The 14,303-nt window shown below is 64.9% G+C and carries 12 protein-coding genes; 9 read left to right on the top strand and 3 right to left on the bottom strand.

What is annotated here, in order from left to right:
- Positions 1–79 precede the first annotated feature (79 nt).
- Positions 80–235 (bottom strand): hypothetical protein, encoded by a 156-nt coding sequence (locus tag ABIB95_RS07360; protein WP_247308443.1) that lies wholly within the window; start codon positions 233–235, stop codon positions 80–82.
- Positions 236–470: 235 nt separating this feature from the next.
- Here ABIB95_RS07360 and ku point away from each other — a divergent pair, with 235 nt between their 5' ends.
- The 8 genes from ku (at position 471) to ABIB95_RS07320 (ending at position 9,459) form a co-directional block, all read left to right on the top strand.
- Positions 471–1,457 carry a non-homologous end joining protein Ku gene (ku, locus tag ABIB95_RS07355; protein ID WP_354238374.1) on the top strand — a complete coding sequence of 329 codons (987 nt, stop codon included), beginning with the start codon at positions 471–473 and terminating at the stop codon, positions 1,455–1,457.
- 60 nt (positions 1,458–1,517) lie between these two features.
- Entirely contained in the window at positions 1,518–1,754 is a 237-nt protein-coding gene (locus ABIB95_RS07350) for a hypothetical protein (protein WP_354238373.1), read from the top strand.
- Between the two features lie 136 nt (positions 1,755–1,890).
- Entirely contained in the window at positions 1,891–2,118 is a 228-nt protein-coding gene (locus ABIB95_RS07345) for a hypothetical protein (RefSeq protein WP_354238372.1), read from the top strand.
- 217 nt (positions 2,119–2,335) lie between these two features.
- The gene (locus ABIB95_RS07340) at positions 2,336–2,500 is read left to right on the top strand and encodes a Flp family type IVb pilin (RefSeq protein ID WP_014496710.1); all 165 of its coding nucleotides are present in this window, start codon (positions 2,336–2,338) and stop codon (positions 2,498–2,500) included.
- A gap of 347 nt (positions 2,501–2,847) precedes the next feature.
- Positions 2,848–3,282, top strand: a complete 435-nt coding sequence (locus ABIB95_RS07335) for a hypothetical protein (RefSeq protein ID WP_354238371.1) — start codon at positions 2,848–2,850, stop codon at positions 3,280–3,282.
- 159 nt (positions 3,283–3,441) lie between these two features.
- Complete coding sequence (locus tag ABIB95_RS07330) at positions 3,442–5,118, top strand: thiamine pyrophosphate-requiring protein (protein WP_354238470.1); 1,677 nt, start codon at positions 3,442–3,444, stop codon at positions 5,116–5,118.
- A gap of 102 nt (positions 5,119–5,220) precedes the next feature.
- A complete protein-coding gene (locus ABIB95_RS07325) occupies positions 5,221–7,737 on the top strand; it encodes a GAF domain-containing protein (protein ID WP_063984554.1) in 2,517 nt (838 codons plus the stop codon).
- A 21-nt stretch (positions 7,738–7,758) separates the two neighbouring features.
- The gene (locus ABIB95_RS07320) at positions 7,759–9,459 is read left to right on the top strand and encodes an alpha/beta hydrolase (RefSeq protein ID WP_354238370.1); all 1,701 of its coding nucleotides are present in this window, start codon (positions 7,759–7,761) and stop codon (positions 9,457–9,459) included.
- Positions 9,460–9,462: 3 nt separating this feature from the next.
- On the opposite strand, the gene ABIB95_RS07315 is transcribed toward ABIB95_RS07320, so the two are convergent.
- Positions 9,463–11,046, bottom strand: a complete 1,584-nt coding sequence (locus ABIB95_RS07315) for an MDR family MFS transporter (protein WP_354238369.1) — start codon at positions 11,044–11,046, stop codon at positions 9,463–9,465.
- Between the two features lie 156 nt (positions 11,047–11,202).
- On the bottom strand, positions 11,203–11,718 hold the full coding sequence (locus ABIB95_RS07310; protein WP_354238368.1) for a YcgN family cysteine cluster protein: 516 nt from the start codon (positions 11,716–11,718) through the stop codon (positions 11,203–11,205).
- Between the two features lie 293 nt (positions 11,719–12,011).
- On the opposite strand from ABIB95_RS07310, the gene ABIB95_RS07305 reads away from it, so the two are divergent.
- Complete coding sequence (locus tag ABIB95_RS07305; RefSeq protein WP_071915626.1) at positions 12,012–14,297, top strand: transglycosylase domain-containing protein; 2,286 nt, start codon at positions 12,012–12,014, stop codon at positions 14,295–14,297.
- Positions 14,298–14,303: the final 6 nt, after the last annotated feature.

Here is a 14,303-nt window from a genome sequence, read left to right as displayed (position 1 = left end):
GAGCCGGCGGGCGTGGCGGGCGCAATGTGCCGCGTTACGCGGCGAGTCGGAAGGTCCGAACCGTCCCGTCGATCGGCCGTCAGGTCCGGAAGAACACGAACCAGATGACGGCAAGGATCAGGACCGCGAGCCCGGTCGAGATGGTAAGCAGGGCCGCCACTGACGGCCCGGGCTCGCCCTGACGCGCCTCGGTGGCGGTTTCGACGATCTGATCGTGCTCTCGCGTGGCTGCCATAGTGCCCTCAATCTCTGGATGTCGGCTGCGGTGGTCGCAACCCCCTCGCGGCCTGATGTCTTGAGCCAACGCGTGATTGGATATGATGTTCCGGTTTTTGCCGCTGCATCGGGCTGCAACCGCGCGCCGGGCGGCCGGTTAACGCAGTTGCAAGATTCCGCAATCCGCCTTGCTATGATTCGTTGTTCCCCGATGGTATCCTCGTCCTCTGTCCCCGTTGCGTTTGGAGTAGCCCATGGCCCCCCGCGCCAATTGGAAGGGTTTTCTGCGTCTGTCGCTCGTGACCTGCCCGGTCGCGCTGTATCCGGCCACTTCGGATACCGAGAAGGTTTCGTTCAACCAGATCAACCGCAAGACCGGCCACCGGATCAAGTACCTCAAGGTCGACGCCGAGACCGGTGACGAGGTGACCTCCGAGGACATCGTCAAGGGCTACAAGGTCGACACCGACACCTATATCGAGGTCACCAAGGACGAGCTCGACGACATCGCGCTGGACTCCACGCACACGATCGAGATCGACGAGTTCGTGCCGAAGACCGATATCGACAGCCGCTATTTGATCCGTCCCTATTATCTCGTGCCTGACGGCAAGGTCGGCCACGACGCCTTCGCGGTGATCCGCGAGACCATCCGCAGCATGGACAAGGTCGCGATCGGCCGCGTCGTGCTGACCAACCGCGAGCACATCATCGCGCTCGAGCCGCTCGAGAGCGGGCTGATGGGCACGCTGCTGCGCTACCCTTACGAGGTGCGCAGCGAGAAGGAATATTTCGACGACATCCAGGACGTGAAGCTGACCAGGGACATGCTCGACCTCGCAAAGCACATCGTCGAGAAGAAGTCCGGCGCGTTCGAGCCCGAGCTGTTCGAGGATCACTACGAGACCGCTCTGATCGACCTCATCAACAAGAAGCGCAGTGGTGCACCGATCGCGGCGAAGGCCGCGCCGAAGACCGGCGGCAACGTCATCAACCTGATGGACGCGTTGAAGAAGAGCATCGCCGGCGAGAAGGACATGGCGCCCACGGCCAAGGCCGCCAAGGAGCCCGTCAGGGAGACCGTCAAGGGCAAGAAGCCGAAGAAGCGCGTCGAGGGCCAGCGCGAGATGCTGCTGCCGATCGCCGGCAAGGGCGGCAAGACTGCAGCAGCCAAGGAAGCGCCGCCCAAGAAGGCCGACAAGCCGGTCCGCGCGCCGGCGCGGGCGAAGAAGGCCGGTTAGACGCAATCCGCGTCTGCAATCGCGCCGTGATGTCTCCCCTCGCCGATCGGCCGGCCTGACATGCCCTGGTCGACGGCGTTCGACGATCCCGTTCGCGTAAGTCACAAGCGCAAGCTGTTGACGCTGCAAGACGCGGCAGACTACATCATGCAGCTGCCTGAGGACGCACAGCACGAGGTGCACTGGCAGACCGCCATCGAGACCTTGATCAACGCAGCCGAGACAGGCGGCGGCTGGGTGATGTTCGCCCGCATCGCGATGTTGCGGGCGCTGAATGCGGACGGCCGCAGCCGATGAGCGCCTTGGTTGTCATTCCTGGCAGGCATCCGTGCCGACCGTGACGAACAGGCTCAACAAACCGTTAATCGGCGCCCTCGTGTCCAGCACGACAGGGTATTCCTACGGGCGACAAAATTAACCGTTGGTTCCCCTTATGCGCAGCATGGTTCCGGCTCCGATCGAGCCAAGGTTCGCGTGCCCCGTGCAGCAGGACGTCAGAAAGAACTACATCAGCATCGTGAACGACGCGCCTGATCACGAGCAGGCGGCGAGCACGGCGCCGCGGCCGCAGCCGTGCACGATGAAGGACTTCGTCGGCCGTCTCGCGACCGTGCTGAAGCGCCGCCTCCCCGCCGCACCGGGCCCGACCATCACGCCCTGACAGGCGCACCGGCGTCCGCGTGTCCTTGCGGGGGGCGGTCGATTTGAATCCATTTGGATGGATCGATGGAACCTTAATTTAATGGATGCCATCGTATGTGACGGAGGCGCGGCCGCCCGGGCTTCATTCTTCCGTCGCGCAGAAAAATCTATTCGAACTATTTACCAGTCCGAAAACGACGCTGCCACACATTGGATCGGATGAAGAGGAGTTGGCAATGACTTTGCTTAGGTCTTTCCTTGCCGATGAGACTGGCGCAACCGCCATCGAATACGGCCTGATTGCCGCCGGCATTGCGCTGGCGATCGTGACCGTCGTGAACAACACGGGCAGCCAGCTCCTCAACAACAAGTTCAACTCGATCAGCTCGTCGCTGAAGTAAAAGCCGCCTCGTAACGGCCGCCCTGGCCTGAGGCGACGTCCTGCACGCGCCGACCCCGGCGCGGCCGTCGGCGCATGCTCCCTCCCCGATCTCGTCATTGCGAGCGATAGCGAAGCAATCCAGAGTCCTCCCGCGGAGGAATTCTGGATTACCCCGCTGCGCTCGCAATAGCGCGTGGCCCGTAACGCACTCAAAATCGTGTCCCGGACGCTACGCAACGTCCTTCAAGCAACCACATCCTCGCGCTCCCGCGCTTTGACGGCCTTTTGAGTCCTGATAGTCTTCAGCCCGTTGTGGTTCGACGAACCATGCTCAATCATTGGACCAGAGCGGCTTGAAGGATGCGGATGAGAAGCGTGACGCTCTTGGCTCTCAGCCTCATGTTTGTCGGCGCCTGGTCGCACGACAGCGCGAGAGGACAGACTTCGGTCGCGCCTCCGGTTTCGCTTGCTCCGCCCAATGCATCGCCGCCGCGCGCGAGCGCCAAAACTTCCAGAATTCCGCCGGCGACATCCGGCAGGGAGGCTTCGCCGCCTGTGATCGGCGGGCCTCCGCCGATGCCTAATCCGCCCGCCGACTACGATGGCTTCAGTGTAGGCACCGTCGACGACAATGACGCCTCAAGCCAGGTGACGCCGCCTGTGAGGTCACGCGCAGCAAAGGGCGCCAAGTCCAATTCCACGTCCAATCCTGATACAAATGGCCTCGGCGGCCAGTCATCGGTCGATCAGGAAGACGAGGCGCTGAAACGAAAGCTGACGATCTGCAAAAACTGCAAGTAGGACGTTTGTAGCCCGGATTGCGCTTCCGCCTTCGCTCTTCGAGCTACGGCGGACAAGTCGCCCTATCCGGGCTACGGCAGCTCGCTGCATGGCTGACCTACCGCGACCGTCGCCCAACCGTGCTTTACCCTCCTGTAAATTCCTGATCCTCTCTCCCCAATCGACCGGAGCAACCGGCCTGCGCCTGAGGAGAGAGACGCCATGAAGCTCGGCACCGCCATTGCGGAAATCATGAAGCGCGAGGGGATCGAGATCCTCTGCGGTTATCCGGTCAACCATCTGATCGAGCACGCGGCCAAGGCCGAAATCCGGCCGGTGATGGTGCGGCAGGAGCGCGTCGGGGTGCACATGGCGGATGCGATCTCGCGGGTGACGTCGGGGCGATCGATCGGCGCGTTCTGCATGCAGCACGGGCCCGGCGCCGAGAACGCGATGGGTGGCGTTGCGCAATGCTACGGCGAATCCGTGCCCGTGCTGGTGCTGCCGATGGGCTATCAGCGCCGGCTCGCGCATATCGAGCCGAACTTCAATTCCAGCGAGGCGATGAAGGCGTTTTCGAAATCGTCCGAGCCGATCATTCTGGCGGCCGAGGTCACCAACATTTTTCGCCGTGCCTTCACCAAGCTCAAGAACGGCCGCGGCGGGCCCGTCATCGTCGAGATCCCCGCCGACATGTGGAACGAGGAGGTGCCGGAGCCGCTGAACTACACGCCGGTGCTGCGCACGCGCTACGGCGCCGATCCTGTTCATGTGAAGGAGGCAGCGGGCCTGCTCGTCAACGCGAAGCGCCCCGTGATCTATGCCGGCCAGGGCGTGCACTACGCGCAGGCCTGGCCGCAACTGAAGCGGCTCGCCGAGCGGCTCGCCATTCCCGTCACCACCAGTTTAGGGGGCAAATCATCGTTCCCGGAAACGCATCCGCTATCGCTCGGCTCGGGCGGCCTCGCGGTGCCGCGCGCGGTCCCCAAATTCCTCGCTGAGGCCGACGTCATCTTCGGCATCGGCTGCTCGTTCACGGAAACCAGTTTCGGCGTCGCGATGCCGAAGGGCAAGACCATCATCCACTCCACGCTCGATCCGAACCATCTCAACAAGGATGTGGAAGCCAAGGTCGGCCTCGTCGGCGATGCCGGCCTCGTGCTCGATGCGCTGCTGGAGGAGATCGGCAAGACCGTCACGGCGGATCGCGACGCATCAGCGGTCGCGGCCGAGATCGCCGCTTCACACAAGGAGTGGCTGGCCAAATGGATACCGAAACTCACCAGCAATGACGCCCCGCTCAGCCCCTATCGTGTGCTCTGGGACCTCCAGCACACCGTCGACATCAAGAACACCATCATCACCCACGATGCAGGCAGCCCGCGCGACCAGCTCTCGCCGTTCTGGAAGGCGGTCGAGCCCCTCACCTATCTCGGCTGGGGCAAGACGACGCAGCTCGGCTACGGCCTTGGGCTGGCGATGGGCGCAAAACTCGCAAAGCCCGACAAGCTCTGCATCAATGTCTGGGGCGACGCCGCCATCGGTTTCACCGGTATGGATTTCGAGACCGCGGTGCGCGAGCGCATCCCGATCATGTCGATCCTGCTCAACAATTTCTCGATGGCGATCGAGTTGAAGGTGATGCCGATCTCGACCGAGAAATATCGCTCGACCGACATCTCCGGCGACTATGCCGCAATGGCGCGCGCTTTTGGCGGCCATGGCGAGCGGGTGACGAGGCCGGAGGACATCATCCCCGCGATCAAGCGCGGCATCCAGAAGACGAAGGAAGGCGTGCCCGTGCTGCTGGAGTTCATCACCAGCAAGGAGACCGAGGTGTCGCGGCCGGGCACATGAGCCGTTTGCACTAAGGCGGGGGCTCGGCGCTGGCTCCGGCCGCAGGAGATGTGATAATCGGGCTTGGTACCGCGTACGTCGCGGCGCTTAGCCGGATGATCAATGACCGCGCCTCCCCAGGACAAGGCCGCCGAGCTCGAACGGCAATTGCGATCCCAAGCGGCCGAGAACGCCCGCCTGCAAGCCGAGCTTGCCATTGCGCGCGACCGCCAGAACGCCAGCATGGAGATCCTGCGCACCATCGCTAACTCCTCGGGCGATGCGGAGGGCTCGCTGCAACAGATCGCGGAAGCGACCATGCATCTGTTCGGCGCGCCGAGCGCCACCATTCACATTGCGGAAGGCGACGGGTGGTCCAGGGTGATCCGGGTCGGCGACAGCTCTATGCGCGTCGGCGCCGGCGTGCCGCTCGCCCAGCTCAAGATCGGCGGCCGCAACATGCCCGGCACCATCGTGGCCGAGAACCGGCAGGTTCATGTTCCCGATCTCGACAATGTCGATCCGGCCATCGCCGACTGGCCCGGCATGCCTCACGCTCGCGCCGCCGGCACGCGTTCGATGTCCGGCTCGCCGCTGCGGCTTGAAGGTAAGGCGATCGGCGCGTTGATCGTCTACCGCGACCGCCTCGCGCCCTTCACCGATGATGAGATGGCGCTGCAACAGAGCTTTGCCGACCAGGCCGCGATCGCTATCGAGAACGCGCGCCTGTTCAACGAGACGCGGGAATCACTGGAACGGCAGACCGCGACCGCCGACATTCTGAAAGTGCTGGCGAGTTCGCCCTCCGACGTGCAGCCGGTGTTCGACGCCGTCGCCGCCAACGCCAACCGGCTGATCGGCGGCTTCTCCACCGCCGTGCTGCGCTATGTCGACGGCGCCGCGCACCTCGTGGCATTCACGCCGGGCGATCCAGCCGGCGACCGCGTGCTCCAGGCCTCGTTTCCGGTGCCGTTCGCGCAGTTCCCGGCGTACCAGCTCACGGCCCATGGTGAATCGGCGCAGCTGCCGGATACCGAGCTCGAGCCGGCGGCACGCGACATCGCGCGCGCCCGCGGCTTTCGCAGCATGCTGTTCACGCCGCTGATGAGCGAGGGCGAGGCCAAAGGCGTCATCATCGCCACGCGGCGGACGACCGGCACATTCGCCGAGCATCATGTGCGGCTGCTGCAGACCTTCGCCGACCAGGCGGTGATCGCGGTCAAGAATGTCAGCCTGTTCAACGCCACCAGGGAAGCGCTGGAACGGCAGACCGCGACCGCCGACATCCTCAAGGTGATCGCGGCCTCGCCGGCCGACGTCACGCCGGTGTTCCAGGCCATCTCCGACAGTGCCAAGGCGCTGGTCGGCGGACATTCCTCCACCGTCACCCGCGTCTTCAACGGCATGCTGCATCTGGCCGCCTTCACCACCGACAACGAGGCCGGCAACGCGGAGCTGCGTAGCTCGTTCCCGGCGCCGCTTGCGGCATCGGGCATTCACAGCCGGGTGGCGACGAGTGGTGAATACGCCTTCCGCAGCGACATGCAGAACGAGCCCGACCTCACGGAGGCGATGCGGGAGCTGGCGCGGACGCGAGGCTATCGCAGCATCCTCGTGATTCCGATGCTGCGCGACGGCATTGCGATCGGAACCATCGGCGTGACGCGCCGCGAGGCCGGGCCTTTCCCGGACAAGGCGATCAGCCTGCTCAAGACCTTTGCCGACCAGGCCGTGATCGCGGTCGAGAACACCCGCCTGTTCAACGAGGTGCAGGACCGCACGCGGGAGCTCGCCAGATCGCTCGACGATTTGCGCGCGGCGCAAGACCGCCTGGTCCAGACCGAAAAGCTGGCCTCGCTCGGCCAGCTCACCGCCGGAATTGCGCACGAGATCAAGAACCCGCTCAACTTCGTCAACAATTTTGCATCGCTCTCGGCCGAGCTGACCGACGAGCTGAACGAGGTGCTTGCGCCCGTCCCGCTCGCCGACGATCTGCGCGCGGAGGTCGACGAGCTGACGGGGCTGCTGAGAGACAATCTTGGAAAGATCGTGCAGCACGGAAGGCGGGCCGATTCCATCGTCAAGAACATGCTGCTGCATTCGCGCGAGGGCGGCGGCGAGCACCGGCTGAGCGACATCAACGCCCTGGTCGAGGAGAGCCTCAACCTCGCCTATCACGGCGCGCGTGCCGAGAAGCCGCTCTTCGACGTGACGATGAAGAGCGAGCTCGACCCGGCGGCAGGTTCGGCGGAGGTGTTTCCGCAGGAGATTTCCCGGGTGCTTTTGAACCTGATCTCGAACGGGTTCTATGCGGTGACCAGGCGCCAGATGGGCAGCGGCGCCGCCGGTTACGAGCCGGTGGTGATCGCCGCGACCCGCGACCGCGGCGACAGCATCGAGATCCGCATCCGCGACAACGGCACCGGCATTCCGGAAGACGTGAAGGCGAAGATGTTTAATCCGTTCTTCACCACCAAGCCGGCCGGCGAAGGTACCGGTCTCGGGCTGTCGATGAGCCACGACATCATCGTGAAGCAGCACGGCGGCACGATCGACGTCACGACAGAGCCCGGCGCGTTCACGGAGTTCACGATCCTGTTGCCGCGAAAGAGCAGCTTTCCGGACACGACCGGAGGATAGCGTGGCTCGGGAGGTGCTTTCATGAATCCAGCTCGGTTCATTCGGCGACAATTGCTGTCGCTGTCCGGCGTCGGCCTCATGCTGGGTGCGCTGTTCTTCGCTGCCGCGCTGACGCCGACGCTGATCCCGCGCAGCTATCTCACGCAAGGTGCCCTCGCCGGCGGCTGCTTTGCGATCGGCTATTTCACCGGAATCCTGTGGCGCCGGCTGTGGCACTATCTCGAACTGCCCGAACCTTCGGCGCGCGCAAGATCAATTGCGAATGCACTGGCCGCAGCCGTCTGCTTGCTCGTCGTCATCGTCTTCCTTTGGCGCACGGCCGAATGGCAGAACTCGATCCGCGCCGTGATGAAGATGGCGCCGTTGGAGACCGCCCATCCGCTCAAGGTCTGCGTCATCGCCCTGATCACGTTCGTCTTGCTGCTGGCGCTGGGGCGGCTGTTCGCGCTTGTCGCCCGCTTTCTCGCCGCGCGCACACGACGCCTCGTTCCGCGGAAGGTCGCGAACGTGATCGGCGTGCTCGTCGCAGCCCTGCTGTTCTGGTCGATCGCCAGCAATGTCCTGATCCGCACGGCGTTCAACGCACTCGATTCCTCCTTCCGCGAACTCGATGTTCTGTTCGAGCCCGAGCGGCCGCAGCCGACCGATCCCGGTCGGACGGGAAGCCCGGCATCGCTGGTGAAGTGGACCGAGCTCGGGCGCATGGGGCGCCGGTTCATTGCCTCAGGCCCGGCCGCAGCCGAGATCAGCGCCGTCACGGAAAGGCCTGCGCAGAATCCCGTGCGCGTCTATGTCGGGCTCGGGAGCCGCAACACCGCGCAAGCGCGCGCCAGGCTTGCGCTCGAGGAGCTCAAGCGCCAACACGGCTTCGACCGCAAAATCCTGATCGTCATCACGCCGACCGGCACGGGCTGGATCGATCCGGCCGCGATGGATACGGTCGAATATCTCCACCATGGCGATGTCGCGAGCGTCGCGATGCAGTATTCCTATCTCAACAGTCCGCTGTCGCTGCTGTTTCAGCCCGAATACGGCGCGGAAGCGTCGCGCGCACTGTTCGCGGAAATCTACGGCTACTGGACGACGCTGCCGAAGGACAAGCGGCCGAAGCTGTATCTGCATGGACTGAGCCTCGGCGCCATGAACTCGGAGAAATCCGCGGAGCTGTTCGAGACGATCGGGGATCCCATTGGCGGCGCGCTGTGGAGCGGGGCGCCATTCGAGAGCCGCATCTGGCGATCGGTCACCGCGAACCGCAATCCAGGATCGCCGGCCTGGCTCCCGGAATTCCGCGACGGCCGCCTCGTCCGCTTCATGAACCAGAACGGGCCGACGGTGCCGCCGGATAGGCCCTGGGGGCCGATGCGCGTCGTTTATCTGCAATATGCCAGCGACGCGATCACGTTCTTCGCCTACCGCGACGCCTATCGGGCGCCGGACTGGATGAATGCGCCGCGCGGGCCGGACGTATCACCGGAGCTGCGTTGGTATCCCATCGTGACGATGCTGCAGCTCGCCCTCGACATGGCGGTCGCGACCGCGACGCCGATGGGCTTTGGCCATGTCTACGCGCCAGAGCATTATGTCGATGCCTGGGTCGCGGTAACAGATGTCAGTGATTGGTCCGCCGAAGCACTCGCGCGGCTCAAGGAACAGCTTGCAGCGAAAGCGCGAAAGACGAGCGCAGGTGATGCCGACGACGATCCCGATCGCGGCGGCTAACCCCTACTCCGCCATCTCCACCTGCTGCGTGACGGAGGGGCCGGCGAGTGGCCGCTCCTCCATCATGATCAGGCAGAGCGCGGCGGTGGTCATCAGCGCGGTGGCGGCGCCGAAGACGTAGCGGAAGGCGTGGCGCATGTCGTCGGCGGGAATTGCGATGGCACCCGCGGCGTGATGCTCGCCGGCCAGCGGAACGTCGGTGCCGAGCGCGATCAGCAGGATCGCCGCGAACGCTGCGACCGTGAACGAGGACATCAGCGAGCGGAAGAAGTTCATCGCGCCGGTGATGGTGCCGACTTGCGGGCGCGCGACCGAATTCTGCAGCGAGACCACGCAGACCGGAAAGGTCGTGCCGAGGCCGAGCGCAAAGGCGGCCATCAGCATCAGCAAGCCCCACAGCGGCAAGGTGGTGACCGTGAGGGCGAGGCCGCACAGCGCGGCCCAGGACGTGCCGATGATGGCAACGCGCTTGTAGTGTTTTGCGCGCGCCATGGTACGGCCGGCAATCGCCGCGCCGCAGGTCGAGACCGCCGCGAGCGGAATCAGCGCAAGGCCCGCCTCGCTGGCGCTGAGATGGTAGACCGACTCGTAGTAGAGCGGCAGCTGCACGGTGAGGCCCGTGATCGCACCGAGCCCGCAGCCACCGGCTGTCATGGCGAAAGGCGCCACCGAACCCGTCAATAGCTTCAACGGCAGGAACGGCTCGTCGGCCCGCCGCGCGTGCCAGACGAAGGTGACCGCGAGCGCGACGGCGCCGCCCACCATCGCAAGCACGGTCGGCGAGAGCCACGGATAGCGCGTGCCGCCCCAGGTCAGCACCAGCATGAAGACGACCGCAGAGGCCATCAGCAGCACGCCGCCGAGCCAGTCGACCTTGCGCTTGCGGTGGAACACCGGGATCTTCTTCATCTTCGGCAGCAGCATCGCGATGGCGGCGGCCGCGAGCGGGAGATTGATCCAGAAGATCATCGACCAGTGCAGATGCTCGGCGAACACGCCGCCGATGACCGGGCCCAAAATGCCGCCGACCATCCAGACGCTGGAGAAATAGGCCTGGTACTGGCCGCGCTCGCGCGGGGAGACGATGTCGGAGATCACGGTCTGCACGACCGGCATGATGCCGCCGCCGCCGAGGCCCTGAAGACCGCGCGCCAGAATCAGCATCGGCATGCTCGGCGCGATCGCGCACAGCACGGAGCCGGCGACGAAAAGGCTGAGCGAAATGATGATCATCACGCGGCGGCCGTAGATATCGCTCAGCGTCCCGAACACCGGTGCGACCGCGGTCGAGGCGAGCAGATAGGCGGTGATGACCCAGGAGAGGTTGGAGACGTCGTTAAACTGGCGCCCGATGGTCGGCAGCGCGGTCGCGACGATGGTCTGGTCGAGCGCAGCCAGGAACATCGTCAGCATCAGGCTGATCACGATGGTCCGGACCTCGTCCTGCGACAACGGCGCCGGCGGCGCGAGCGAAGGCGCGTCGTCGACGCTCAAGACCTCGCTGGGAAGGCGGGACAGCTCTTCGGCAATGTCGTCAGGCAAAGCCTGAATGTCGGCAGAACTGCTCTGCCGGTCGAACTTGTTCATCTCGATCGGAAGCCGTGAGGAGGCGCAAACGCCGCGAAGGATTCGTTCTATGCAGGCAATGTAGAGAGGAAAGTTCTTCTCAGGCAGGCACCGCGGCGCATGGGTGCATCCCGCCGCGGGGTCATCGCGATGACGTGATTCGACGTCGCAGGCGGGTCAGTCCTTCGGACGTCGCTTCAGGCGTGCCCGTTTCGGCAGCTGCGCCGGCCATTGCACGATGTGGTCCTCGAGCTCCTCGTCCGGGATCTCCTCCTCGCTGCCCTCGACCCGGCCGCGGACGGAGACGCCGGCTTCATGAACGGTGTTGGGATCGCCCGAGACCAGCGGATGCCACCAATAGAGGTCGCGCCCTTCGGCGACCAGCTTGTAGCCACAGCTCGGCGGCAGCCAGTTCAGGGTGCGGACATTGGCCGGGGTCAGCCGGACGCAATCGGGAACCTTGGCGGAGCGATTCGGATAGTCCTTGCAGCCGCAGGTCCCGGCATCGAGCAGCTTGCAGCCGACATGGGTGAAATAGATATCGCCGGTATCCTCGTCCTCGAGCTTGTTCAGGCAGCAGCGGCCGCAACCGTCGCACAGGCTCTCCCATTCGGCCGTCGACAGCTGTTCCAACGTCTTGGTTTTCCAGAAGAATCCTTCCTGGCCTGAAGGTCGTTTGGGAGCTGCGGTCATGCGCCTCAACAAGGGTTCGAAAGAGCTACGGCTCGTTCATCTACGGCGTGCGGCCGGGACGCTGCAAGCAACGCCCAATTGAGGCCCGTAATGAACCGGGGTCAATTAGGCCTGTTGTTCAAAATCGCGAGCCTGACCATTGGTTTATGGGCCCTGCTCGGCTAGAAGGAACAGCAAGTCCCCTCGGACGCGAAACCGGCGCCTTGGGTTTGCCGTAACATTCCCTCAAGACGTCTCGGTGCCGCCCCGGCCGGGTGCCTGAACGCTGTCGAACCGAGCCTCAAGGGTTCTAGGTGGTCCAGAACACACCATCCAACTGGAAGAGCCGCATCCGGAATTTCTTTCTGGATCTCGACGCGCGCATCGATTCCTCGCTGTTCTCCTCCGCCAAGGGCATCCGCGAGCTCTACGAGCGCTACTCGACCTTCATGGACCGCTTCTATGTCGGCCGCTGGAAGCGCTGGGTGTTCATCGAGCCGCTGTCGGAGGCCGCGACGCTGGGCCTCGGCGGCCTGGTCGTGATGCTCACCCTCGCCATCCCCGCCTTCCGCGAGACCGCGGACGAGGACTGGCTGAAGAAGTCCGACCTGGCGGTGTCCTTCCTCGACCGCTACGGCAACCCGATCGGCAGCCGCGGCATCAAGCACAACGACTCGATCCCGCTGGAAGACTTTCCGGACGTGCTGATCAAGGCGACGCTCGCCACCGAGGACCGCCGCTTCTACGAGCATTTCGGCATCGACATCGCCGGCACCGCGCGCGCGCTCGTCACCAACGCCCAGGCCGGCGGCGTCCGCCAGGGCGGCTCCTCGATCACTCAGCAGCTCGCCAAGAACCTGTTCTTGAGCAACGAGCGCACCATCGAGCGCAAGGTCAACGAGGCCTTCCTCGCGGTCTGGCTGGAATGGCGCCTGACCAAGAACGAGATTCTCAAGCTGTACCTCGACCGCGCCTATATGGGCGGCGGCACTTTTGGCGTCGACGGCGCAGCCCACTTCTACTTCAACAAATCCGCGCGCGACGTGACGCTGGCGGAAGCCGCGATGCTCGCCGGCCTGTTCAAGGCGCCGACGAAATACGCCCCGCACATCAACCTGCCCGCGGCGCGCGCCCGCGCCAACGTCGTGCTCGACAATCTCGTCGACGCCGGCTTCATGACCGAGGGCCAGGTGTTCGGCGCCCGCCGCAACCCGGCCTTCGCGGTCGACCGCCGCGACGAAGCCTCGCCCAACTACTATCTCGACTACGCCTTCGACGAGATGCGCAAGCTGGTCGACACCTTCCCGAAGTCGTACACCGAGCGCGTCTTCGTGGTGCGCCTCGCGATCGACACCAACGTGCAGAAGGCCGCGGAAGACGCGATCGAGAACCAGCTGCGCCAGTTCGGCCGCGATTATCACGCGACGCAGGCCGCAACCGTGGTGTCCGATCTCGACGGCGGCATCCGCGCGATGGTCGGCGGCCGCGACTACGGCGCGAGCCAGTTCAACCGCGCCACCGACGCCTACCGCCAGCCCGGCTCGTCGTTCAAGCCTTACGTCTACACCACCGCGCTCCTCAACGGCTTCACGCCGAACTCGATCGTGGTCGACGGCCCGGTCTGCATCGGCAATTGGTGTCCGCAGAACTATGGCCATTCCTATTCCGGCTCGGTGACGCTGACGCAGGCGATCACGCGCTCGATCAACGTCGTGCCGGTCAAGCTGTCGATCGCGATCGGCCAGAAGGAACAGCCGAAGGCGCCGAACCCGGCTAAGCTCGGCCGCGCCAAGATCGTCGAGGTCGCCCGCCGCTTCGGCCTCAAGGCGCCGCTGCCCGACACGCCGTCGCTGCCGATCGGCTCGGACGAAGTCACCGTGATCGAGCACGCCGTCGCCTACGCCACCTTCCCCAACCGCGGCAAGGCGGTGACGCCGCATTCGGTGCTGGAAGTGCGCACCGGTGCCGGTGATCCGGTCTGGCGCTGGGACCGCGACGGTCCAAAACCGCGACAGGCGATCCCGGCCTCCGTTGCCGCCGACATGGCCGGCATGATGAGCCACGTCGTCAGCGAAGGCACCGCGCGCCGCGCCGCGCTCGACGGCATTCCGACCGCCGGCAAGACCGGCACGACCAATGCGTATCGTGATGCCTGGTTCGTCGGGTACACCGGCAATTTCACCTGCGCGGTGTGGTACGGCAATGACGACTATTCGCCGACCAACCGCATGACCGGCGGATCGCTGCCGGCGCAGACCTGGCACGACATCATGGTCACCGCGCATCAGGGCGTCGAGGTCCGGGAAATCCCCGGCATCGGCATGGGCCAGAAGCTGCCGCCGCAGCCGACGGCAGCGCAGGCCAATGCGGCGCCGAAGGTGCTGGAGACCAAGCCCGGCCCGCCGCCCGTGCTGACCAAGCGCGGCGCCGACGTGCTGGTGCGCGTCGAGAAGCTGCTCGATGACGCCGCCAGGACCGCGACCAAGGCGGCTGCCGACGACGACAAGCTGGCCAAGCCGGCCTCGTCGACGAGCGCGCTCGCCTTCCCGCAGAACTATGCGGAAGAGAATGCGAATGCATCCGTCCCGCGCAAGAACTGATCGAAA

Source organism: Bradyrhizobium sp. LA2.1 (genome assembly GCF_040547725.1).
Taxonomy (GTDB): Bacteria; Pseudomonadota; Alphaproteobacteria; order Rhizobiales; family Xanthobacteraceae; genus Bradyrhizobium; species Bradyrhizobium barranii.
The sequence above is the reverse complement of the archived record's forward strand: the minus strand, read 5'-3'. Positions and strand labels throughout refer to the sequence as shown.

What these genes read in the sequence shown, in the direction of transcription:
- ABIB95_RS07315 (WP_354238369.1), bottom strand. Translation starts at nt 11,046, where the DNA reads ATGAACAAGTTCGACCGGCAGAGCAGTTCTGCCGACATTCAGGCTTTG.
- ABIB95_RS07350 (WP_354238373.1), top strand. Translation starts at nt 1,518, where the DNA reads ATGCCCTGGTCGACGGCGTTCGACGATCCCGTTCGCGTAAGTCACAAG.
- ABIB95_RS07325 (WP_063984554.1), top strand. Translation starts at nt 5,221, where the DNA reads ATGACCGCGCCTCCCCAGGACAAGGCCGCCGAGCTCGAACGGCAATTG.
- ABIB95_RS07310 (WP_354238368.1), bottom strand. Translation starts at nt 11,718, where the DNA reads ATGACCGCAGCTCCCAAACGACCTTCAGGCCAGGAAGGATTCTTCTGG.
- ABIB95_RS07345 (WP_354238372.1), top strand. Translation starts at nt 1,891, where the DNA reads ATGCGCAGCATGGTTCCGGCTCCGATCGAGCCAAGGTTCGCGTGCCCC.
- ABIB95_RS07320 (WP_354238370.1), top strand. Translation starts at nt 7,759, where the DNA reads ATGAATCCAGCTCGGTTCATTCGGCGACAATTGCTGTCGCTGTCCGGC.
- ABIB95_RS07340 (WP_014496710.1), top strand. Translation starts at nt 2,336, where the DNA reads ATGACTTTGCTTAGGTCTTTCCTTGCCGATGAGACTGGCGCAACCGCC.
- ABIB95_RS07335 (WP_354238371.1), top strand. Translation starts at nt 2,848, where the DNA reads ATGAGAAGCGTGACGCTCTTGGCTCTCAGCCTCATGTTTGTCGGCGCC.
- ABIB95_RS07360 (WP_247308443.1), bottom strand. Translation starts at nt 235, where the DNA reads ATGGCAGCCACGCGAGAGCACGATCAGATCGTCGAAACCGCCACCGAG.
- ku (WP_354238374.1), top strand. Translation starts at nt 471, where the DNA reads ATGGCCCCCCGCGCCAATTGGAAGGGTTTTCTGCGTCTGTCGCTCGTG.